This is a genomic window from Streptomyces sp. NPDC031121, assembly GCF_055570615.1.
In genome coordinates this window covers 78,606-99,733 of the sequence record NZ_JBVIGV010000014.1, presented here as the reverse complement: position 1 = coordinate 99,733, position 21,128 = coordinate 78,606, and the positions used below count along the sequence as shown (strand labels likewise).

The following is a 21,128-nucleotide window of genomic DNA, read 5'->3' as shown; positions in this document are numbered from 1 at the left end:
GCCACGATCTCGGCCCTTCTCGCTGCAAATCCCGGCGCCGCGGACTTCGCGGCCCGCAATCACCGTGCAGCGATCGGGAAAAAGAAGTGGATCTTGCTCGAAAACCGTGGACAACGGGAGCCTTGTGAATAACTCCGTCACCCTCGCAGGCGAGTTCCCCAGCGCTGCGGAACCATCACGCACCGTGACGAGTCTGGAGGGGTGAGGGCCTGCACCGCGCCGGCCCGGCGGACGGACAAGGGGGCGGCAGTGAGCGATGGAGACCGGCGGAAGGGACGCGAACCGCGTCCGGACATGCGACGACCCCCGCCGGGGGGGAGAGCGGGGGTCGTCCCCACGGTCCGACTCGGGGGGGGAGGAGCCAGACCGGGTTAGCACGGTCGCGAACGATCCGTGACTTCCATGGTGTACCCGAGAGGCCTCTCAGGCAAACCCACGCGCCACACCTTACGCCGAATGGTGGGCGCATATGCTCGGGGCGTGGAAATCCAGCCCTTGCCGCACTCGTCGCCCCGCACCGCAGCCTTCTTCGACCTGGACAAGACGGTCATTGCGAAGTCCAGCACGCTGACGTTCAGCAAGTCGTTCTACCACGGCGGCCTGATCAACCGCCGGGCCGTGCTGCGCACCGCCTACACCCAGTTCATCTACCTGGTCGGCGGCGCCGACCACGACCAGATGGAACGCATGCGGGAGTACCTGTCCGCCTTGTGCAAGGGGTGGAACGTGCAGCAGGTGCGGGAGATCGTCGCGGAGACCCTGCACGACCTGATCGACCCGCTGATCTACGACGAGGCCGCGTCCCTGATCGAGGCGCACCACACCGCCGGCCGGGACGTGGTGATCGTCTCGACCTCCGGCGCGGAGGTCGTCGAGCCGATCGGCGAGATGCTCGGCGCGGACCGGGTCGTCGCCACGCGCATGGTGATCGGCGAGGACGGCTGCTTCACCGGCGACATCGAGTACTACGCGTACGGGCCCACCAAGGCGGAGGCGGTGCGGGAGCTCGCCGAGTCCGAGGGCTACGACCTCTCCCGCTGCTACGCGTACAGCGATTCGATCACCGACGTCCCGATGCTGGAGGCGGTCGGGCACCCGTACGCGGTCAACCCCGACCGGGCGCTGCGGCGTGAAGCGACGGCCCGTGAATGGCCGGTGCTGGTGTTCAACCGGCCCGTGCGGCTCAAGCAGCGGCTGCCCGGCTTCTCCATGCCCGCACGCCCGGCCCTGGTCGCCGCCGCCGCGGTGGGCGCCGCAGCCGCCACCGCGGGCCTGGTCTGGTACGCGAGCCGCCGCAGGGCCGGCGCCCTCGCCGCGGCCGCCACGGCCGCCACCGCCTGAGCCCGCGGCGCCCCGCTCCCCCGCACCGGCCCGCACGCACTCAGGGCGTCCGATTCGCCCCTGTGCGCCCCGGAAAGTAAAAAAAGCAGCAAGGGGTTCCACTTATCCGGCAAGCGGAGTACAAAGGAGTCACGGCCCGCGAGACCGAAGAACATCCGAGAGGATCATCTTTAAGAACGCAGTAAGGCCCACGGACCGAATGCACGAACGCCGAGCACCCACGCGACGTCGACCCGTCGATTACGGGCCAGCCGCACCAGGCAACCGGGCAAAGACCCCGGCCTGATGGGCACATATCGAGGACGCTTGGTAACCCGGCGGGAGTGCCAGCGGCGACACCACAGCAGGACGGTGTCGCCGCAACCCGTGTGTACGGGCCCTCAGGCCGCGCCGCGCTGGAGCGCCTCGCACACCGCCGTCGACTCGCGGACACCCAGCTCGACCGCCCGGCCGCAGTGCGCGATCCAGCGGCCCATGCCCTCGGCCGTGCCCGACAGGTAGCCCTCGAAGGCCTCCAGGTAGGCGTCCCGGCCCTGTTCGGCGTGGCCGACCTCCGCGGGGCAGACGGCCTTCGGGTCCAGGCCGCTGTTGATCAGCACGATCCGCTCGGCGGCCCGCGCCACCAGGCCGTTGTGGGAGGCGAAGGGGCGCAGCGCGAGCAGTTCGCCGTGCACCACCGCCGCCATCACGAGCGCCGGGGCCGAACTCCCGGCGAGGACCAGTCGGGACAGGCCGTCCAGCCGGCCCGCGACCTCGTCGGCCGACGGCAGCGACTGCACGACCAGGGGCTCGTCCACCGGCTCCCCGGCCAGGCGCGGGCGGCCCACCGCGTCCCCGTCGGCCGTCGAGCCCACCGCCACCAGGTGCAGGCGGGCCAGCACGCGCAGGGGCGACTGGCGCCAGATGCTGAGGAGTTGGCCCGCCTCCGCGGTGAGGCGGAGGGCGGCGCCGACCGTGCGCGCCTCCGCGTCCGCGCTGAAGTCGGTGCGGCGGCGCACCTCCTCCAGCGCCCAGTCCGCCCCGGACAGGGCGGCGCTGGCACGGGCGCCGCGCAGGGCGGCCTCGGAGGTGATCTCGCCGCTGCGCCGGCGCATGACGCGGTGCCCGTAGACCCGGTCCACGGCCTTGCGTACGGAATCCACGGCTTCGGCGACGCCCGGCAGGGAGCCCAGGGCGGCCAGCGGGTCGGCAGCGCTACTCATAGGTAGGGAGCCTACGCACTGCCGGGCCGTGCCACCGACCCCTCCTTGGAGTGGTCTTCCCCACTCACCCCCACCACCCAAAGCGATCGAACGGCTACCCTTCGTGAACATGAAGATCGCTTTCGTCGGAAAGGGAGGCAGCGGCAAGACCACCCTGTCCTCCCTGTTCATCCGCCACCTCGTCGCGGCGGGCGCGCCCGTCGTCGCCGTCGACGCGGACATCAACCAGCACCTCGGCGCCGCCCTCGGCCTCGACGACGCGCAGGCGGCCGCCCTCCCCGCGCTCGGCGCCCACCTCCCCCTCATCAAGGAGTACCTGCGGGGCTCCAACCCGCGGATCGCCTCGGCCGATTCGATGATCAAGACGACGCCTCCCGGCGCCGGATCGCGCCTGCTGCGCGTCACCGAGGACAACCCGATTTACGCGGCGTGCGCGCGGGAGGTGCCCCTCGACGGCGGGGCCGTACGACTGATGGCCACGGGCCCGTTCACCGAATCGGACCTGGGGGTCGCCTGCTACCACTCGAAGGTCGGGGCGGTGGAGCTCTGCCTCAACCACCTGGTCGACGGGGCGGGCGAGTACGTGGTGGTCGACATGACCGCCGGCTCGGACTCCTTCGCCTCCGGCATGTTCACCCGCTTCGACACGACCTTCCTGGTGGCCGAGCCGACCCGCAAGGGCGTCTCCGTCTACCGGCAGTACAAGGAGTACGCACGGGACTTCGGGGTGGCGCTGAGGGTCGTGGGGAACAAGGTGCAGGGCGAGGACGACCTGGCCTTCCTGCGGGACGAGGTGGGCGAGGACCTGCTGGTGGCGGTCGGGCACTCCGACTGGGTGCGGGCGATGGAGAAGGGCCGCCCGGCGCCGTTCGCACGGCTGGAGGAGGGCAGCCGCCGGGCCCTGGACGCGCTCCGGGAGGCGGCCGACGCCTCGTACGCCCTGCGGGACTGGGAGCGCTACACGGCGCAGATGGTGCACTTCCACCTGCGCAACGCGCAGAGCTGGGGCAACGCCAGGACCGGGCTCGACCTGGCGGCCCAGGTCGATCCCGGCTTCGTCCTGCGCGAGGGCTCCGGCGGCGGGCCCGCCGCGGCGGAACTGCTCAGTCCTGCGCCGCTTCCGCTGCGGCAGGCCCCGCAGCCGGCTTGACCGCGGCCCCGGCGGACGGGGAGGCGGGCGCGGCCGTCAGGAACGTCGCCCAGCCCTCCTTCGGCGCCTCGCCGACGCCGAGGGTCCGCATCCGCTCCAGGACCTTCGGGTCCTGGGCGTCGAGCCAGTCGACCAGCTCGCGGAACGGCACGCAGCGGACCTCGGCGCGGGTGCAGACGCCCTTGATGGTCTCCTCGACGGCACGCATGTAGGTGCCGCCGTTCCAGGACTCGAAGTGGTTGCCGATGATCAGCGGCGCGCGGTTGCCCTGGTAGGCGCGCTCGAAGGCCTGGAGGAGGCCGTCGCGCATCTGGTTGCCCCAGTAGACGTGCTGCGAGGGGTCGCCCTGGGTCGTCGTCCCGGACTGGTTCACGAGGTAGTTGTAGTCCATGCTCAGCGTCTCGAAGGCGCGGCCGGGCAGGGGCACGAGTTGGAGCGGAATGTCCCAGAGGCCGTCCGCCTTCTTGGGCCAGACCTGCTTGGAGATGCCGCTGGAGTCGTAGCGGAAGCCCATGTCCTTGGCGGCGAGCATGAAGTTCTTCTGGCCCTCCAGGCAGGGCGTGCGGGCGCCGATGAGCTCCTTGTCGTAGTCGAACGGCAGCGCCGGGAGGTCCTTCAGGCCGGAGTTGGTCTTCCAGTTCTTGACGAAGGACTTGGCCTGGTTGATCTCGCTCTTCCACTCGTCGACGGACCAGGTGCCGACGCCCCCGTCGGGGCCGCAGAAGTGCCCGTTGAAGTGGGTGCCGATCTCGTTGCCCTCCAGCCACGCGGCGCGGATCTGCGCGGCGGTGTCCTTGATGCCCTGGAGGTCGCCGAAGCCGATGTCGGAGCGGCCGGGCTCGTGCTGCGGCGCCACATAGAGGGAACGTTTCTCTTCCGGAAGCATGTACACGCCCGAGAGGAAGTACGTCATCCGGGCGTTGTACTTCCTGCCGACCTCGCGGAAGTGCGAGAAGAGCCTCTGGCTGTCCTCGCCGGCGCCGTCCCAGGAGAAGACCACGAACTGCGGGGGCTTCTCTCCGGGCTTCATCCGCTGCTGCGCGGCCACATGGGGCTGTGGGCCGGTGTACGCGGTCGAGCCGTCGCCGATCGGCCGGTTGACGCTGCCCGGGGCCTCCGGTGCGGCCGCGCCCTTCTTCCCGCCGGGCCCGCGGGAGGGGCCGGCGGACTCCGAACCGCTGCACCCGGCGACGCCCAGCACCAGCGCCATGGCGACCAGGCAGCCGGCGGTCTTCTTCGTGGCGGCGATCATCCGTCCACCTCTCCTCGCTTGCCTCGCAGGACTTCGCTTCCGGGCCGCAACGTCCCACGCCGCCCGTCTCGGAGATGGTGTGACAAGCCGTAAAAAATGCTTATTCAGCACTGGGAGGGAATCTTTGGACCGTTTGCCCGCATTACCTTCCGCAGTGCTTTACTCAGGATTACCTTTCATTTACTGACTGTTGGTACTGCCGTAGATGTCCGCATCGAACGGCGACCGTTTCCGACTGCCGACGACTGTTTTCCGCTGATTCCCGCCGCTTCATCCCTCACAGAGGAGACGGGACCCCGTGACAGCCACCTTCCCCAAGCCCCCCGCCGACACCGTCGGCCCCAAGCCCGGCACCCCCTCCCCGCCCCGCCGGACCGACCTGGCGGCGGACCTCTCCGCCTCCCTCACCGTCTTCCTCATCGCCCTGCCCCTCTCCCTCGGCATCGCCCTCGCCACCGGCGCCCCGCTCCAGGCCGGCCTGGTGGCGGCAGCCGCCGGCGGCCTCGTCGCCGGGTACTTCGGGGGCGCCCCGCTCCAGGTCAGCGGCCCGGCCGCAGGGCTCACCGTCGTCACCGCCGAACTGATCCAGCGGTACGGCTGGCGGACCACCTGCGCCATCACCGTCCTCGCCGGCTGCTGCCAGCTCGGCCTCGCCGCGCTGCGCACCGCCCGCTCCGCCCTGATGGTGAGTCCGGCGATCGTGCACGGCATGCTCGCCGGCATCGGCGTCACCATCGCCCTGGCCCAGCTGCACATCGTCCTCGGCGGCACCCCGCAGAGCTCCGCCCTCGCCAACGTCCGCGAGCTGCCCTCGCAGCTCGCGGACATCCACCCGACCGCCCTCGGGATCAGCGCGCTCACGCTGCTCCTCCTCATCGCCTGGCCGCGGCTGCCCGGGCGGGCCGGCGGGGCCCTGCGCAAGGTGCCCCCCGCGCTCGCCGCCGTCGGCACCGCCACCGCGGTCGCCACCGTGGCGGGCCTGCGGCTCCCGCGCGTGGACCTGCCCTCGTGGAGCAGCCACGCCCTGCCCGAGCTGCCCGAGGGCCCGGTCCTCGGGCTCATCGCCGCTGTCCTGACCATCACCCTGGTCGGCAGCGTCGAGTCCCTGCTGTCCTCGGTCGCCACGGACAAGCTGATCGCCTCCGAGCGGCCCACCGGCGCCCGGCCGCCCCGTGCCGACCTCGACCGCGAACTCCGCGGCCAGGGCGCGGCGAACATCGTCTCCGGCGCGCTCGGCGGCCTGCCCATCACCGGTGTGGCGGTCCGCAGCGTGGCCAACGTGAAGTCCGGAGCGATGAGCCGCAAATCGGCCATGTTGCACGGCTTCTGGGTGGTGCTCGCGGCCGGGTTCCTCGTGCCCGTACTCGACCTCATCCCGCTGGCCGCGCTGGCCGCGCTCGTCATGGCGGTGGGCGTGCAGATGGTGAGCATCACCCACATGCGGACGGTCACCCGCCACCGGGAGATCGCCGTGTACGCGACCACCATCGCGGCCGTCGTTCTCGGCGGCGTCCTGGAGGGCGTCGCCGTCGGGATCGCGGTGGCCGTGGCGCTGGCCCTCCACCGGCTGGCCCGGACCAGGATCACGGTGGAGGCGCGGGACGGCGTCCACCATCTGGCGGTGCGGGGCCAGTTGACCTTCCTCGCGGTGCCGCGGCTGAGCCGGACCCTGGCGCAGATCCCCCACAAGGGGCATGTGGTGATGGAGCTGGAGAGCTCCTTCATGGACCACGCCGCGTACGAGACGCTGCACGACTGGCAGGAGTCCCATCTGGCGCACGGCGGTTCGCTGGAGGTCAGCGGCCCGCAGGCGGAGCCGGGGAACCACACCGCCCCCGCCCTCCGCACGGCTTCCGCTTCCGGTTCCGACCACCACTGCTGCCGGCCCTGGACCCCGTGGAAGAACCACTGCGACCACCAGGCAGCCGGCGACCGTACGCACCCGGCGGCCGCTCCGGTTGCGCCCGCGCCGGCCGACACCGGCCCGGCGGCCGCCGCCGCGGGTCCCGACCACGCCGCGGGTCCCGACCACGCTGCGGGTCGCGACCCGGCCGCGGCCCCGCGCAGCCGCGGCGCCAGCCGTCTGGCCAGCGGGATCACGGCCTTCCAGCGGGACACCGCGCCGCACGTCCGCGACGAGCTGGCCCGGCTGGCCCGCGAGGGGCAGCGGCCCTCGCAGCTCTTCCTGACCTGCGCGGACTCACGCCTCGTCACCAGCATGATCACGGCCAGCGGCCCCGGCGACCTCTTCACCGTCCGCAACGTCGGGAACCTGGTGCCGCTGCCGGGGGCCGAGACCGGGGACGACTCGGTCGCCGCGGCCATCGAGTACGCCGTGGACGTGCTCCGGGTGGACAGCATCACGGTGTGCGGGCACTCGGGCTGCGGGGCCATGCAGGCCCTGCTGGACTCCGCGCCCGGGGAGCCGGCGAGCCCGCTCGGCCGGTGGCTGCGGCACGGCCGGCCGAGCCTGGAGCGGATGGACAGCCCGCACCACGCCTGGGCGCGGATCTCCGGCCGGCTCCCGGCGGACGCCGTGGAGCAGCTGTGCCTGACCAACGTGGTGCAGCAGCTGGAGCACCTGCGGGCGCACGAGTCGGTGGCCCGGCGGCTCGCGGAGGGGACGCTGGAGCTGCACGGCATGTACTTCCACGTGGGTGAGGCCCAGGCCTACCTGCTGTCCGAGGGGGAGGACTTCTTCGACTGCCGTGTTTTTGACAGTGTCGGCCGGCGTGCCTGATCAGGACCCACCCGAACCGATACCCTCCCGGTTCCGTGCCATCGTTCGGCCCCTTCCCCCGTCCGGCGGGAGGGGGCCGCTCGTATGCAGGTGACGACACCGTAATAGGTCTAAACCAATTTCGGGTTACCCCTTGTCACCGGCCCGTTCGACTGATGAGCTATGCCCGGGGACACAACGGGCACCCTGGGAAAGGGAGATGTCGTGAGCAACGAGAGCCTGGCCAATCTGCTCAAGGAGGAGCGGCGGTTCGCTCCGCCTGCCGGTCTGGCGGCCGAAGCGAACGTGACGCAGGCGGCGTACGCACAGGCCGCGGCGGACCGGCTGGGTTTCTGGGCCGAGCAGGCCCGCCGCCTGACCTGGGCCCAGGAGCCGACCGAGACCCTGGACTGGACCAACCCGCCGTTCGCGAAGTGGTTCGCCGACGGGACCCTCAACGTCGCCTACAACTGCGTGGACCGGCACGTCGAGGCCGGCAACGGCGACCGGGTAGCCCTCCACTTCGAAGGCGAGCCGGGCGACACCCGCACGATCACCTACGCCCAGCTCAAGGACGAGGTGTCCCGCGCCGCGAACGCCCTGGCAGAACTCGGCGTCACCGCCGGCGACCGCGTGGCGATCTACCTGCCCATGATCCCCGAGGCCGTCGTCGCGATGCTCGCCTGCGCCCGCATCGGTGCGGCCCACTCCGTCGTCTTCGGCGGGTTCTCCGCGGACGCCGTCGCCTCCCGCATCCAGGACGCCGACGCCACGCTCGTCATCACCGCCGACGGCGGCCACCGCCGCGGCAAGCCCTCCGCGCTGAAGCCGGCCATCGACGAGGCCCTCGCCAAGTGCCCGCAGGTCGAGCACGTCCTCGTCGTCCGGCGCACCGGTCAGGACACCGCTTTCACCGAGGGCCGCGACGTGTGGTGGCACGAGATCGTGGACCGCCAGAGCAGCGAGCACACCCCGCAGCCCTTCCCTGCCGAGCACCCGCTGTTCATCCTCTACACCTCCGGCACCACCGGTAAGCCCAAGGGCATCCTGCACACCTCCGGCGGCTACCTGACCCAGACGGCCTACACGCACCACGCCGTCTTCGACCTGAAGCCCGAGACCGACGTGTACTGGTGCACCGCCGACATCGGCTGGGTCACCGGCCACTCGTACATCGTCTACGGGCCCCTCGCCAACGGCGCCACCCAGGTGCTCTACGAGGGCACGCCCGACACCCCGCACCAGGGCCGCTTCTGGGAGGTCATCCAGAAGTACGGGGTCACGATCCTCTACACCGCCCCGACCGCCATCCGCACGTTCATGAAGTGGGGCGACGACATCCCCGCCAAGTTCGACCTGTCCAGCCTGCGCATCCTCGGCTCGGTCGGCGAACCCATCAACCCCGAGGCGTGGATCTGGTACCGCAAGCACATCGGCGGCGACCGCTGCCCGATCGTCGACACCTGGTGGCAGACCGAGACCGGCGCGATGATGATCTCGCCGCTGCCCGGCGTCACCGAGACCAAGCCGGGCTCCGCCCAGCGCCCCCTGCCCGGCATCAGCGCCACCGTCGTCGACGACGAAGCGGCCGAAGTTCCGAACGGGGCAGGCGGCTACCTGGTCCTGACGGAGCCGTGGCCGTCGATGCTCCGCACGATCTGGGGCGACGACCAGCGCTACACCGACACCTACTGGTCCCGCTTCCCCGGCCGCTACTTCGCCGGCGACGGCGCGAAGAAGGACGAGGACGGGGACATCTGGCTCCTCGGCCGCGTCGACGACGTCATGCTCGTCTCCGGCCACAACATCTCCACCACGGAGGTCGAGTCCGCCCTCGTCTCCCACCCCGCGGTCGCCGAGGCCGCCGTCGTCGGCGCCGCCGACTCGACCACCGGCCAGGCAATCGTCGCCTTCGTCATCCTCCGCGGCACCGCGAGCGAGGACGACGGCCTCACCGCCGAACTCCGCAACCACGTGTCCGCCACCCTCGGCCCGATCGCGAAGCCCAAGCGCATCCTGCCGGTCGCCGAACTGCCCAAGACCCGCTCGGGCAAGATCATGCGCCGCCTCCTGCGCGACGTGGCGGAGAACCGCGAGCTCGGGGACGTCACCACGCTCACCGACTCCTCGGTCATGGACCTCATCCAGACCAAGCTGCCCTCGGCGTCCTCCGAGGACTGACCGCCGGGACCCGCCCGCCGGAAGGGGCATTCGACGCGACCGCCGCGCCGGATGCCCCTTTCGCGCATAAGGTGAAGATCGTCCGCTGTACGCTCGCGCACACCTGTAAGGTATGAGAATCGTAAAAACCGCATGTAGACAGTTCACAGGGTGCGCCGGGAAGTCTGGTCGGCAGCGAGTTCCGCCATGCCGTCGACCCCGGAGGTAGCCCTGTGGCCGCGCCCCGCACGCCCAGCCCCACCGACCACTCCTCGCGCCGCTCGTTCCTCGGCCTCCTCTCCCTGCCCGAGCGCCGCTACGTGGCGGACGCCCTGCGCACCGAGACCGTGGGCGGCATCCTCCTCCTCCTGGCCGCGGTGGCCGCCCTGCTGTGGGCCAACATCCCCGCGATATCCGAGAGCTACGCCACCGTCCGCAACCTGCACATCGGCCCCGCCGCGCTCGGCCTGGACCTCTCGCTCCAGCACTGGGCGGCCGACGGCCTCCTCGCGATCTTCTTCTTCGTCGCCGGCATCGAGCTCAAGCGCGAACTCGTCGCGGGCGACCTCCGCGACCCCAAGTCGGCCGCCCTGCCCGTGATCGCCGCCATCTGCGGCATGGCCGTGCCCGCGCTGGTCTACGTGGCCGTCAACACGGCGGGCGGCGGCTCCCTCGGCGGATGGGCGGTCCCCACCGCCACCGACATCGCCTTCGCCCTTGCCGTCCTCGCGGTCCTCGGCACCTCCCTGCCCTCGGCCCTGCGGGCCTTCCTACTCACCCTCGCCGTCGTCGACGACCTCTTCGCCATCCTGATCATCGCGGTCTTCTTCACCAGCCAGATCCACTTCCCGCAGCTCGTCGGCGCCCTCGTCGGCCTGGCCCTCATGTGGTTCCTGCTGCGCAAGGGCGTGCGCGGCTGGTACGTGTACGTCCCGCTCGGCCTCGCCGTCTGGGGGCTCATGTACAACAGCGGGGTCCACGCCACCATCGCCGGCGTCGCCATGGGCCTCATGCTCCGCTGCACCCGCAGGGACGGGGAGGAGCACTCCCCCGGCGAGCACATCGAGCACCTGGTCCGGCCGCTGTCGGCGGGTATCGCCGTACCGCTGTTCGCCCTGCTCTCCGCCGGTGTCCCGCTCTCCGGCGGGGCCCTCGCCGAGGTCTTCACCCGGCCGGAGCCCCTCGGCGTCGTCCTCGGCCTGGTCGTCGGCAAGACGGTCGGCGTCTTCGGCGGCACCTGGCTGGCCGCCCGCTTCACGCGGGCGGAGCTCAACCGCGATCTGGCCTGGCCGGACGTCCTCGCCGTGGCCGGCCTCGCCGGCATCGGATTCACCGTCTCGCTGCTGATCGGCGAACTCGCCTTCAAGGAGGACCTCGCGCTGACCGAGGAGGTGAAGGCCGCCGTCCTGGTCGGCTCCCTCATCGCCGCCGTCCTCGCCGGCGTGCTGCTCAAGCTGCGCAACCGCACGTACCGCGCCCTCACCGAGGCGGAGGACCGGGACGACGACCACGACGGCATCCCCGACGTCTACGAGGCGGACAACCCGGAGTACCACCTGCGCATGGCGCGGATCCACGAGGAGAAGGCCGCCGAGCACCGCCGCCTGGCCCGCGCCGCGGCGGCCGCCGCGGACACCCCCGGGAGCGGCGGCGCAGGCTCCGGCGCGCCCGGCGGCACAACCTGAGGGCCTCCGGGTCCAGCGCCGCGGGCGAGCGTCCGGCATGATCTGAACTGAACGCTTGTGTCCGACGGAGGACAGCCGCCGGCAGACGACAGAGGGAGAGAGCGATGACCGCAGTGGACCAAGGGGCGCAAGGAGCCGAGCGCACACTCGGCCAGCTGGTCGCCTCGGCCACCGCCGAGATGTCCGCCCTGGTGCACGACGAGATCGCCCTCGCCAAGGCGGAGCTCCGCCAGGACGTCAAGCGCGCGGGCATCGGCGGCGCCGCCATCTCCGTCGCAGGGGTGTTCGCCCTGTTCTCCCTGCCGGTGCTGAGCTTCGCCGCGGCGTACGGGATCCACAACCTCGGGCTCGGCCTCGCCTGGTCGTTCCTCATCGTCGGCGTGGCGTTCCTGCTGATCGCGGGCCTGCTCATCCTGATCGGAGGGGCCAAGCTCAAGAAGGTCAAGCCGCCGGAGAAGTCCATGGCCTCCATGAAGCAGACCGCGGCCGTCGTCGGGACCGTCAAGCCGCACCCGCGGCCGTTGAGTGACAAGGCGGTGGGTGTGGCACGCTCGTCCTCATGACAGCGAGCGCACCGGACTCCAGCACACCGCCCACCGCCGCGACCGCGGTGCGCCTCGACGGGCCGTGGACCCACCGGGACGTCGCCGCCAACGGCGCCCGGTTCCACGTCGCCGAACTCGGTGACGGCCCGCTCGTCCTGCTCCTGCACGGCTTCCCCCAGTTCTGGTGGACCTGGCGGCACCAGCTGACCGCCCTCGCCGACGCCGGCTACCGCGCGGTCGCCATGGACCTGCGCGGCGTCGGCGGCAGCGACCGCACCCCGCGCGGCTACGACCCCGCGAACCTGGCCCTGGACGTCACCGGGGTGATCCGCTCCCTCGGCGAGCCGGACGCCGCGGTGGTCGGGCACGACCTCGGCGGCTACCTCGCCTGGACGGCCGCCGTGATGCGGCCCAAGCTGGTACGCCGGCTCGCCGTCGTGTCGATGCCCCACCCGCGCCGCTGGCGGTCGGCGATGCTGTCCGACGTCGGCCAGACCCGGGCGAGTTCGCACATCTGGGGCTTCCAGCGGCCGTTCATCCCCGAGCGGCAGCTCGTCGCCGACGACGGGGCGCTCGTCGGCCGGCTCATCCGCGACTGGTCCGGGCCGCGGCTCCGCGAGGACGGCGCGGAGGACGACCTCGCGGTCTACCGGCGGGCCATGTGCATCCCGTCGACCGCCCACTGCTCGATCGAGCCGTACCGCTGGATGATGCGCTCCATGGCCCGGCCGGACGGGCTCCAGTTCAACCGCAGGATGAAGATGCCGGTACGGGTGCCGACGCTGCACATGCACGGCTCGCTCGACCCCGTGATGCGCACGCGCAGTGCCGCCGGCTCCGGCGAGTTCGTCGAAGCCCCGTACCGCTGGCGCCTGTTCGACGGCCTCGGGCACTTTCCCCACGAGGAGGACCCGGGCGCCTTCTCCTCCGAGCTGATCGGCTGGCTGAAGGACCCCGAGCCCGACCGCTGACCGACCTGACGGATTGTCGGCCGCGCGGTCCTACAGGCATTCAATTGCCGCGCGCATAGGCCAATTGGCCGCCGCGGAAGGGGTTACGGACCTTGGGGCACGGGCACAGCTCGTTGTATGGGCTGGACGCACAACCACGGTGACACCGCACGCGACCGCCGCCCGGCAGCGACGCCGGGCGCGTACGGGAGGACGGGCCGCGAGGCCCACGACCCACAGCTCGGAATCCCGCGCATCCTGCGCCGCAGGGCCCGCTGGGTCTCGGCCAGGCTGCGCCACCAGCGCACGCCATAGCCGTCCGGGCCGGGGCCCGTGCGGGCCCCGCGGCTCAGCGGCCCCCGGTCACATGGCGCACCCCTGGGTGTCGGCGCGGCGGTCGTTCGTCCTGCCGAGCCGGATGTCGTCGCGGACCTCGTCCGCCGTCAGCGCGTAGCCGGTGTTCGGGTCGTCGAGCGACTTGGCGAAGACGACGCCGTACACCTTGCCGTCGGGCGTGAGCAGCGGGCCGCCGGAGTTGCCCTGGCGGACGGTCGCGTACAGGGAGTACACGTCGCGGCGGACGGTGCCGCGGTGGTAGATGTCCGGGCCGTTGGCGTTGATACGGCCGCGGACGCGGGCCGAGCGGACGTCGTAGGCGCCGTTCTCCGGGAAGCCGGCGACGATCGCGTCGCTGCCGCTGACGGCGTCCCGCTCGGTGAACTCCAGCGGCGGCGCCTTCAGCTTGGGCACGTCCAGTACGGCGATGTCGCGCTCCCAGTCGTAGAGCACGACCTTGCCGTCGTACAGCTTGCCCTCGCCGCCGACCTGCACGGTCGGCTCGCTGACCCCGCCGACCACGTGGGCGTTGGTCATGACCCGGCCCGGGGCGAAGACGAACCCGGTGCCCTCCAGCACCTTGCTGCAGCTGGGGGCGGTGCCGACGACCTTGACGATCGAGCGCTTGGCCGCCTCGGCGACGGGGCTCGTCGCCAGCGCCGGGTCCGGTTCCCGCACCGCGGTGATCGGCTCGTTGGAGAACGGGCTGAAGACCTGCGGGAAGCCGTTGCGCGTGAGGGCGGAGGAGAAGTCCGAGAACCAGGTGTTCGCCTGCGCCGGGAGCACCCGCGACACGCCCAGCAGCACCTTGGAGTTGCGGACCTCCTTGCCCAGGGTGGGCAGGGAGGTCCCGGCGAGCGCCGAGCCGATCAGCCAGGCCACGAGCAGCATCGCGACGACGTTGACGACGGCGCCGCCGGTCGCGTCGAGGGCGCGCGCCGGCGACCACGTGATGTGGCGGCGCAGCCGGTTGCCCAGGTGGGTGGTGAAGGCCTGCCCGATGGAGGCGCAGATGATGACCACGACGACGGCGGCCACCACGACGGTGGTGGACACCTGCGCGCCGTCGTCGGTCACCTGGTTCCAGACCAGGGGCAGCACCGACACGGCGATGAGACCGCCGCCGAGGAAACCGATCACCGACAGGATGCCGACGACGAAGCCCTGGCGATAACCGACGATCGCGAACCACACGGCGGCGACCAGCAACAGGATGTCCAGCACGTTCACATGGGCCACCGTCTCATGCGCGCCAGTCGAGCGGGACCCGCCGCGAGCGGTCCCAGGGGCGCTCCCATCCCGCGAAGTGGAGCATGCGGTCGATCACCCCGGCGGTGAAACCCCAGACCAGGGCGTCGTGCACGGTGAACGCCGGCCCCAGGTGGCCGCTGGGGTGGACGGCAGTCGCACGGTGCGCGGGGTCCGTGAGATCGGCCACGGGCACCGTGAACACGCGGGCCGTCTCGGCGGGGTCGACGACGCCCACCGGGCTGGGCTCGCGCCACCAGCCGAGGACCGGCGCGACGACGAACTCGCTGACCGGGATGTACAGACGCGGCAGCACGCCGAAGAGCTGGACCCCGGCGGGGTCGAGCCCGGTCTCCTCCTCGGCCTCGCGGAGGGCGGCCCGCAGCGGGCCGGTGGTGTGCGGATCGCCGTCCTCCGGGTCGAGGGCGCCGCCGGGGAACGAGGGCTGGCCCGGGTGCGAGCGGAGGCTTCCCGCACGCTCCATCAGGAGGAGCTCCGGGCCCCGGGGTCCCTCGCCGAAGAGGATGAGGACGGCGGACTGGCGGCCGCGGCCGTCCTCGGGCGGCAGGAAGCGGCTGAGCTGCGTCGGGCGGACCGTGCGCACGGCCTCGACGACGGGGTCGAGCCAGTCGGGCAGGCCGTCGGTGCTGACCACGGGGGCGGGCGGGAGGCCGCGCGGCCTGCCGTCCCCGTGGCCCGGTGGTGCGGCCGCCTGGGCCACGCTGCTGTCGTCGCCTGCTCCGCGCGTCATGGGCAATCCCCGCTCCCTGCCTTCGTGCCGTGCCGTCGTGCCGTGCCGCCCGCCGCTGCCGGCGCCGTCCCGCACCGGGGCAACGCCTCGCCGCTCCGGTTTCGTTCCTGCGCGGCCCGCCGGGGGCGGCGGGCCCGCGCCCTGCTCAGGAGGCGGCCGCGCCGCCGTCCCCCGTACCGCCGTCCGCCGGCTGCCGCGCCGCGGGCTCCAGCGGGCGGGCCGGGCTGCCCGGATAGTCCGGCGGCGGGCTCAGCCGCTGGCCCGGCTGTCCGCCCTTCTCGTACTTCAGGAGCTTCTTCGCCTTCTCCGGGTCCGTCTCGCCCTCCCCGTAAGCGGGGCACAGCGGGGCGATCGGGCAGGCGCCGCAGGCCGGCTTGCGGGCGTGGCAGATGCGGCGGCCGTGGAAGATGATCCGGTGCGAGAGCATCGTCCACTCGCTCTTGGGGAAGATCGCGGCGATCTCCGCCTCGATCTTCTCCGGCTCCGTCCGCTCGGTCCACTTCCAGCGGAGGACCAGTCGCTGGAAGTGGGTGTCCACGGTCAGGCCGGGCACGCCGAACGCATTGCCGAGGACGACGTTGGCCGTCTTGCGGCCGACGCCCGGCAGGGTGACGAGGTCCTCCAGCCGCCCCGGGACCTCGCCGCCGAAGCGGTCGCGGAGCGCGGCGGACAGGCCCATCAGGGACTTCGCCTTCATCCGGAAGAACCCGGTCGGCCGGATGAGCTCCTCCAGCTCCTCGGGGACGGCCGCGGCCATGTCCTCGGCAGTCGGGTAGGCCGCGAACAGCGCGGGCGTCGTCTGGTTGACCCTCAGGTCGGTGGTCTGGGCGGACAGGACCGTGGCGACGAGCAGCTCGAACGGGTTCCGGAAGTCGAGTTCCGGGTGGGCGTACGGGTAGACCTCGGCCAGCTCCCGGTTGATCCTGCGCGCTCTGCGGACCATGGCCAGGCGGGATTCCGTTTTCTTGGCCGAAGCTTTGCCCGCGGGCTTCGCGCGGGCCGTCGGCGGCTTGGCGGGCGCCTTTCGGGGGGCTTGTTCGCCCACGGCTGAATCGGGCGCGAGCGTCACTCCCGCGGACCCCTTGGCCTGTGCTCTCACCGGCTTATTGGACACCCGGCCAGCCTAAGCCCGCCCGCGGGCACCCGCCCGGACCTCTGGTAACACCACTCCGTTTGGGCGCTCGCAGCACAGCACGCCCGTACGTCCGGCATCCTTGTGATTGATCGCACTGTTTGAGCCGTCCGGCAAAATGGGGAACACGGTCCCCTGAGCTGGTCGACATAGGAGAGAGACTCGTGGACGACGTTCTGCGGCGCGCCCCGCTCTTCGCGGCGCTCGATGACGAGCAGGCCGCGGAGCTCCGCGCCTCCATGAGCGAGGTGACTCTCGCGCGCGGTGACGCCCTGTTCCACGAGGGCGACCCCGGTGACCGGCTGTACGTGGTCACCGAGGGCAAGGTGAAGCTGCACCGCACCTCGCCCGACGGCCGCGAGAACATGCTGGCCGTCCTCGGCCCCGGCGAGCTGATCGGCGAGCTCTCGCTCTTCGACCCCGGCCCGCGCACCGCCACGGCGACGGCCCTCACCGAGGTCAAGCTCCTTGGCCTGGGCCACGGCGACCTCCAGCCCTGGCTGAACGCCCGCCCCGAGGTGGCAACCGCGCTGCTGCGCGCGGTGGCCCGCCGCCTGCGCAAGACCAACGACCAGATGTCGGACCTGGTCTTCTCCGACGTGCCGGGCCGCGTCGCCCGTGCGCTCCTGGACCTGTCGCGCCGCTTCGGCGTGCAGTCCGAGGAGGGCATCCACGTCGTCCACGACCTGACGCAGGAGGAGCTGGCCCAGCTCGTCGGCGCCTCACGCGAGACCGTGAACAAGGCCCTGGCCGACTTCGCGGGCCGCGGCTGGCTCCGCCTGGAGGCCCGCGCCGTGATCCTGCTGGATGTCGAGCGCCTGGCCAAGCGCTCGCGCTGACCGGCGCCGCCCGAGCGCGGCAGAGGCAAGCGGCAGAGGCAACGAGAGGGGACCCGCCCGGGGCGCAACCGGGCGGGTCCCCTCCGCGCGTCTCCGAACGCCCCACGGCCCCCGAAAACCCCTTCCGCCGCACCGCAGGGCACAGTAGGGCCATGGGCGAGCAGCGAGGCGTCGACGCGTACGGCTACTTCGAGCGGGAGGGCTCCCTCGGCCGGGTCCGCGAGCCGTTCACCGCCGTCGTCGCCGCGGCGCGCCTCAGAATCCGGGATGCCTACGGGCCCCGGCTGCACAGCGCCTACCTGTACGGGTCCGTCCCCCGCGGCACGGCCCGGCCCGGCCGCTCCGACCTGGACCTGCTGCTCGCGCTGCACCACGAGCCCGCCGGCGACGACCGGGACACCGCCGAGGTCCTGGCCCGCACGCTCGACGAGGACTTCCCTCAGATCGACGGGGTCGGGCTGCTGCTGTACGGGCGGGACCGCCTGCTGAGCGAGCAGGAACGCTACGACCTGGGCTGGTTCCTCGCCTGCCTGTGCACCCCGCTGCTCGGCCCCGACCTGGCCGAGGACCTCCCCCGCTACCGCCCCGACACCCGCCTCGCCCGCGAGACCAACGGCGGCCTGGCCGACCTGCTGCCCGCCTGGCGGCAGCGGCTCGCGGCCGCGGACGGCCCCGAGGAGCTCCGCAGACTGGCCCGAGGCTGGTCCCGCCACCTGGTCCGCACCGGCTTCACCCTGGTGATGCCGCGCTGGGGCGGCTGGACGAGCGACCTGGCCGAGTCCGCGGAGGTCTTCGGCCGGTACTACCCGCAGCGGGCCGCCCAGATGCGGGCCGCGGCCGCGCTGGCCCTGGAGCCCGCGGCCGACCGGGCCGCCGTACGGGACCTGGTCGAGGACCTCGGCCCGTGGCTCGCGGCCGAGTACGCGGCCCGCATCGGCACCAAGGGCGGGTGAGGCGGCCGGGCGGCCGCCCCCGGGGGTCAGACGCGGTCCGCCTCCAGCTCCGCCAGCGCCTCCACCGCCGCCTTCGCCTCGGCCAGTCCAGCGCCCGTCGCCTCCCGGTACGCCTTGATCGCGGAGACGGTGCGGCCCTCCCGCAGCAGCGCCCGCACCTCCTCCAGGCCGGCCGGCTCGGGCTCCTCGACGCCCAGGTGGGCGAGGACGAGGCCGAGGCGCCGCTCCAGCCGCTCGGCGCGCCGCTCCAGGGCCTTCATGCGCAGGCTCACGGTCGACGTGACCCACGCCGCGACGGCGAGCAGGGCGAGCAGCAGGTAAAGGGTGGTCACTCGGGTCCTCCGGGGATCAGTCCGTGATCTTGAAGGTACTCGAGTTGTGCGCGCACGGACCATTCGGCTGCCGTCCACAGGGCCCGGTCGACGTCCGCGTAGACGTGGGCGACGACCGCCTCGGGGGTGGTGTAGCCGTCCTCGACGGCCGTCTCGACCTGCGCGAGCCGGTGCGCGCGGTGGGCGAGGTAGAACTCCACCGCGCCCTGCGCGTCGTCCAGGACCGGGCCGTGGCCGGGCAGGACCGTCCGGACCCCGTCGTCGACCGTCAGCGACCGCAGCCGGCGCAGGGAGTCGAGGTAGTCGCCGAGGCGCCCGTCCGGGTGGGCGACGACGGTGGTGCCGCGGCCGAGGATCGTGTCGCCGGTCAGCACGGCCCGGTCGGCGGGCAGGTGGAAGCACAGCGAGTCGGCGGTGTGCCCGGGCGTGGGGACGACCCGCAGCTCCAGGCCGCCGGTGCGGACGACGTCCCCGGCGGACAGCCCCTCGTCGCCCAGCCGGAGCGCCGGGTCGAGGGCCCGCACCGTGGTGCCGGTGAGCTCGGCGAACCGGCCGGCGCCCGCGGCGTGGTCGGCGTGGCCGTGCGTCAGGAGGGTCAGCGCGACGCGCTTGCCCATCCGCTCGGCCGTCGCTACGACGGCCGCCAGGTGCCCTTCGTCGAGGGGCCCGGGGTCGATGACGACGGCGAGGTCCGAGTCGGGCTCGGCGACGATCCAGGTGTTGGTGCCGTCGAGGGTCATCGCCGACGGGTTGGGCGCCAGGACGTTGAAGGCGCGCGGGGTGGCCCGGCCGGAGGCGACCGCTCCGCGGGGCCGGCCGGGCAGTGCGGCGGCGTCGGTCACGAGGCACCTCCGAAGCTGACGCGCTTGGTGAACTCGTCGTGGCCGGGCCAGCTGAGCACCACCTCGCCGTTCTCCAGCGCCGCCTGCGCGAGGACGGGCGCGAGGTCCTGCCCGGGGGCCGCGGCGAGGGCGCCGGCGGCGCTGCCGTACGGCTCCAGCGAGCGCAGGGTGGAGATGGTGGGCGGCATCATCAGCAGCTCGCCCCTGTCGTAGCCGTCGGCCGCGTCGGCGGGGCGGATCCACACGGTGCGGTCGGCCTCGCCGGAGACGTCGCGGGTCCGCTGCCCCTCCGGCAGGGCGGCGACGAAGAACCAGGTGTCGAAGCGGCGCGGCTCGAACTCGGGGGTGATCCAGCGGGCCCACGCGCCGAGCAGGTCCGAGCGCAGCCGCAGCCCGCGCCGGTCGAGGAACTCCGCGAAGGACAGCTCGCGGGCGACGAGGGCCCGCCGGTCGGCCTCCCAGTCGTCACCGGTGGTGTCGCCGACCACCGTGCCGGCGCTCTCGCCCGCGAGGAGGACGCCTGACTCCTCGAAGGTCTCGCGGACCGCCGCGCACACGATGGCCTGGGCGGTACGCGCGTCCGTGCCCAGCCGCTCCGCCCACGCGCCGAGGCCGGGGCCGGCCCAGCCGACGAGCTGCTCCTCGTCGCGCGGGTCGACGCCGCCGCCCGGGTAGGCGTACGCACCCCCCGCGAAGGCCATGGAGGCGCGGCGCCGCAGCATGTGCACGACCGGCCCGGCGGCGGTGTCGCGGAGCAGCATCACGGTGGACGCGCGGCGGGGCTCCACCGGGGTCAGGCTGCCGTCCGCGAGGGCCCGGATGCGGTCGGGCCACTCCGGCGGGTACCACTGGCCTCCGGCGGGCCTGGCTCCGGGTGTCTGCTGCTGTCCCTGCTCACCGTTGGGCATGCGGGGATGCTACGGCCATCCGGCCCGATGTTCGAGAGCCGCCCGCCGCCCCGGGGCGGCGTGCCGCAGGCCGGGCCCCGCGCCTCGGTCGGCGTACGGGCCCGGCCTGCGGGACGACGGTGGTGCCGGTCAGGCGTCGGGCAGGAGCTCGACCTGGATCTCGACCTCGACGGGCGCGTCCAGCGGGAGGACGGCGACACCGACGGCGCTGCGGGCGTGGACGCCCTTGTCGCCGAGGACCTCGCCGAGCAGCTCGCTCGCGCCGTTGAGGACGCCGGGCTGGCCGGTGAAGTCGGGTGCGGAGGCGACGAAGCCGACGACCTTCACGACGCGCGCGATCCGGTCGAGGTCGCCCGCGACGGACTTGACGGCGGCCAGCGCGTTCAGCGCGCAGGTCGCGGCGAGCTCCTTCGCCTGCTCGGCGGAGACCTCGGCGCCGACCTTGCCGGTGACCGGCATGCTGCCCTTGACCATCGGGAGCTGGCCCGCGGTGAAGACGTAGGCGCCGGAGCGGACGGCCGGCTGGTACGCGGCGAGCGGCGGGACGACCTCGGGGAGGGTCAGGCCGAGTTCGGCCAGCTTCGCTTCGACGGCGCCGCTCATGCCTTCTCCCGCTTGAGGTAGGCCACGAGCTGCTCCGGGTTGTTCGGGCCGGGCACGACCTGGACGAGCTCCCAGCCGTCCTCGCCCCAGGTGTCCAGGATCTGCTTCGTGGCGTGGACCAGCAGCGGGACCGTCGCGTATTCGAACTTCTTGGTCATGGGGGCGAGCGTATCGCCTGCC

Annotated in this window: 19 protein-coding genes; 9 read left to right on the top strand and 10 right to left on the bottom strand. The window is 72.7% G+C overall.

Features of this window, described 5'->3' with window-relative positions:
- Nucleotides 1-456: 456 nt before the first annotated feature.
- The gene (locus ACZ462_RS25385) at nt 457-1,341 is read left to right on the top strand and encodes an HAD family hydrolase (RefSeq protein ID WP_467805569.1); all 885 of its coding nucleotides are present in this window, start codon (nt 457-459) and stop codon (nt 1,339-1,341) included.
- A gap of 380 nt (nt 1,342-1,721) precedes the next feature.
- Here the strand turns inward: ACZ462_RS25385 and ACZ462_RS25380 are convergent, their stop codons facing one another.
- On the bottom strand, nt 1,722-2,543 hold the full coding sequence (locus tag ACZ462_RS25380) for a Fic family protein (protein ID WP_467805570.1): 822 nt from the start codon (nt 2,541-2,543) through the stop codon (nt 1,722-1,724).
- 109 nt (nt 2,544-2,652) lie between these two features.
- On the opposite strand from ACZ462_RS25380, the gene ACZ462_RS25375 reads away from it, so the two are divergent.
- The gene (locus tag ACZ462_RS25375; protein WP_467805571.1) at nt 2,653-3,693 is read left to right on the top strand and encodes an ATP-binding protein; all 1,041 of its coding nucleotides are present in this window, start codon (nt 2,653-2,655) and stop codon (nt 3,691-3,693) included.
- On the opposite strand, the gene ACZ462_RS25370 is transcribed toward ACZ462_RS25375, so the two are convergent.
- Complete coding sequence (locus tag ACZ462_RS25370; RefSeq protein ID WP_467805572.1) at nt 3,647-4,945, bottom strand: polysaccharide deacetylase family protein; 1,299 nt, start codon at nt 4,943-4,945, stop codon at nt 3,647-3,649. The two genes, ACZ462_RS25375 and ACZ462_RS25370, sit on opposite strands and share 47 nt — an antisense overlap.
- 298 nt (nt 4,946-5,243) lie before the next feature.
- On the opposite strand from ACZ462_RS25370, the gene ACZ462_RS25365 reads away from it, so the two are divergent.
- The 5 genes from ACZ462_RS25365 to ACZ462_RS25345 all read left to right on the top strand — a co-directional run bounded on the left by ACZ462_RS25365 (nt 5,244) and on the right by ACZ462_RS25345 (nt 13,025).
- Nucleotides 5,244-7,685, top strand: a complete 2,442-nt coding sequence (locus ACZ462_RS25365) for a SulP family inorganic anion transporter (RefSeq protein WP_467805573.1) — start codon at nt 5,244-5,246, stop codon at nt 7,683-7,685.
- Nucleotides 7,686-7,889: 204 nt separating this feature from the next.
- Nucleotides 7,890-9,845 (top strand): acetate--CoA ligase, encoded by a 1,956-nt coding sequence (gene acs / locus ACZ462_RS25360; RefSeq protein ID WP_467805575.1) that lies wholly within the window; start codon nt 7,890-7,892, stop codon nt 9,843-9,845.
- Nucleotides 9,846-10,057: 212 nt separating this feature from the next.
- Nucleotides 10,058-11,509, top strand: a complete 1,452-nt coding sequence (gene nhaA / locus ACZ462_RS25355; protein WP_467805577.1) for a Na+/H+ antiporter NhaA — start codon at nt 10,058-10,060, stop codon at nt 11,507-11,509.
- A gap of 104 nt (nt 11,510-11,613) precedes the next feature.
- On the top strand, nt 11,614-12,072 hold the full coding sequence (locus tag ACZ462_RS25350; protein WP_467805578.1) for a phage holin family protein: 459 nt from the start codon (nt 11,614-11,616) through the stop codon (nt 12,070-12,072).
- On the top strand, nt 12,069-13,025 hold the full coding sequence (locus tag ACZ462_RS25345; RefSeq protein WP_467805579.1) for an alpha/beta fold hydrolase: 957 nt from the start codon (nt 12,069-12,071) through the stop codon (nt 13,023-13,025). The genes ACZ462_RS25350 and ACZ462_RS25345 overlap by 4 nt, the downstream gene beginning before the upstream one ends.
- A gap of 342 nt (nt 13,026-13,367) precedes the next feature.
- On the opposite strand, the gene ACZ462_RS25340 is transcribed toward ACZ462_RS25345, so the two are convergent.
- The 3 genes from ACZ462_RS25340 to nth all read right to left on the bottom strand — a co-directional run bounded on the left by ACZ462_RS25340 (nt 13,368) and on the right by nth (nt 16,282).
- On the bottom strand, nt 13,368-14,570 hold the full coding sequence (locus ACZ462_RS25340; RefSeq protein ID WP_467805580.1) for a MarP family serine protease: 1,203 nt from the start codon (nt 14,568-14,570) through the stop codon (nt 13,368-13,370).
- Between the two features lie 13 nt (nt 14,571-14,583).
- Nucleotides 14,584-15,339 (bottom strand): NUDIX hydrolase, encoded by a 756-nt coding sequence (locus ACZ462_RS25335; RefSeq protein WP_467805582.1) that lies wholly within the window; start codon nt 15,337-15,339, stop codon nt 14,584-14,586.
- Nucleotides 15,340-15,484: 145 nt separating this feature from the next.
- A complete protein-coding gene (gene nth / locus ACZ462_RS25330; RefSeq protein ID WP_467805583.1) occupies nt 15,485-16,282 on the bottom strand; it encodes an endonuclease III in 798 nt (265 codons plus the stop codon).
- Nucleotides 16,283-16,635: 353 nt separating this feature from the next.
- Here nth and ACZ462_RS25325 point away from each other — a divergent pair, with 353 nt between their 5' ends.
- Both ACZ462_RS25325 and ACZ462_RS25320 read left to right on the top strand, forming a co-directional pair.
- Nucleotides 16,636-17,310: a Crp/Fnr family transcriptional regulator gene (locus ACZ462_RS25325; RefSeq protein WP_014046869.1), complete on the top strand. Its 675-nt coding sequence runs from the start codon at nt 16,636-16,638 to the stop codon at nt 17,308-17,310.
- 152 nt (nt 17,311-17,462) lie between these two features.
- Nucleotides 17,463-18,263 carry a nucleotidyltransferase domain-containing protein gene (locus tag ACZ462_RS25320; protein WP_467805585.1) on the top strand — a complete coding sequence of 267 codons (801 nt, stop codon included), beginning with the start codon at nt 17,463-17,465 and terminating at the stop codon, nt 18,261-18,263.
- 26 nt (nt 18,264-18,289) lie between these two features.
- Here the strand turns inward: ACZ462_RS25320 and ACZ462_RS25315 are convergent, their stop codons facing one another.
- The 5 genes from ACZ462_RS25315 to ACZ462_RS25295 all read right to left on the bottom strand — a co-directional run bounded on the left by ACZ462_RS25315 (nt 18,290) and on the right by ACZ462_RS25295 (nt 21,106).
- A complete protein-coding gene (locus tag ACZ462_RS25315) occupies nt 18,290-18,595 on the bottom strand; it encodes a hypothetical protein (RefSeq protein ID WP_467805586.1) in 306 nt (101 codons plus the stop codon).
- Nucleotides 18,592-19,437 carry an MBL fold metallo-hydrolase gene (locus tag ACZ462_RS25310; protein ID WP_467805587.1) on the bottom strand — a complete coding sequence of 282 codons (846 nt, stop codon included), beginning with the start codon at nt 19,435-19,437 and terminating at the stop codon, nt 18,592-18,594. The genes ACZ462_RS25315 and ACZ462_RS25310 overlap by 4 nt, the downstream gene beginning before the upstream one ends.
- Entirely contained in the window at nt 19,434-20,345 is a 912-nt protein-coding gene (locus ACZ462_RS25305) for an NUDIX hydrolase (RefSeq protein WP_467805588.1), read from the bottom strand. Before ACZ462_RS25305 ends, ACZ462_RS25310 begins: the two co-directional genes overlap by 4 nt.
- Before the next feature lie 129 nt (nt 20,346-20,474).
- The gene (locus tag ACZ462_RS25300; RefSeq protein WP_467805589.1) at nt 20,475-20,948 is read right to left on the bottom strand and encodes a RidA family protein; all 474 of its coding nucleotides are present in this window, start codon (nt 20,946-20,948) and stop codon (nt 20,475-20,477) included.
- On the bottom strand, nt 20,945-21,106 hold the full coding sequence (locus tag ACZ462_RS25295) for a DUF4177 domain-containing protein (RefSeq protein WP_007264966.1): 162 nt from the start codon (nt 21,104-21,106) through the stop codon (nt 20,945-20,947). Before ACZ462_RS25295 ends, ACZ462_RS25300 begins: the two co-directional genes overlap by 4 nt.
- Nucleotides 21,107-21,128 lie beyond the last annotated feature (22 nt).

Excerpts from the sequence above, each read along its gene's own strand:
- ACZ462_RS25385 (WP_467805569.1), top strand. The coding sequence starts at position 457 with ATGGTGGGCGCATATGCTCGGGGCGTGGAAATCCAGCCCTTGCCGCAC.
- ACZ462_RS25380 (WP_467805570.1), bottom strand. The coding sequence starts at position 2,543 with ATGAGTAGCGCTGCCGACCCGCTGGCCGCCCTGGGCTCCCTGCCGGGC.
- ACZ462_RS25375 (WP_467805571.1), top strand. The coding sequence starts at position 2,653 with ATGAAGATCGCTTTCGTCGGAAAGGGAGGCAGCGGCAAGACCACCCTG.
- ACZ462_RS25370 (WP_467805572.1), bottom strand. The coding sequence starts at position 4,945 with ATGATCGCCGCCACGAAGAAGACCGCCGGCTGCCTGGTCGCCATGGCG.
- ACZ462_RS25350 (WP_467805578.1), top strand. The coding sequence starts at position 11,614 with ATGACCGCAGTGGACCAAGGGGCGCAAGGAGCCGAGCGCACACTCGGC.
- ACZ462_RS25345 (WP_467805579.1), top strand. The coding sequence starts at position 12,069 with ATGACAGCGAGCGCACCGGACTCCAGCACACCGCCCACCGCCGCGACC.
- ACZ462_RS25335 (WP_467805582.1), bottom strand. The coding sequence starts at position 15,339 with ATGACGCGCGGAGCAGGCGACGACAGCAGCGTGGCCCAGGCGGCCGCA.
- nth (WP_467805583.1), bottom strand. The coding sequence starts at position 16,282 with ATGGTCCGCAGAGCGCGCAGGATCAACCGGGAGCTGGCCGAGGTCTAC.
- ACZ462_RS25320 (WP_467805585.1), top strand. The coding sequence starts at position 17,463 with ATGGGCGAGCAGCGAGGCGTCGACGCGTACGGCTACTTCGAGCGGGAG.
- ACZ462_RS25305 (WP_467805588.1), bottom strand. The coding sequence starts at position 20,345 with ATGCCCAACGGTGAGCAGGGACAGCAGCAGACACCCGGAGCCAGGCCC.
- ACZ462_RS25300 (WP_467805589.1), bottom strand. The coding sequence starts at position 20,948 with ATGAGCGGCGCCGTCGAAGCGAAGCTGGCCGAACTCGGCCTGACCCTC.
- ACZ462_RS25295 (WP_007264966.1), bottom strand. The coding sequence starts at position 21,106 with ATGACCAAGAAGTTCGAATACGCGACGGTCCCGCTGCTGGTCCACGCC.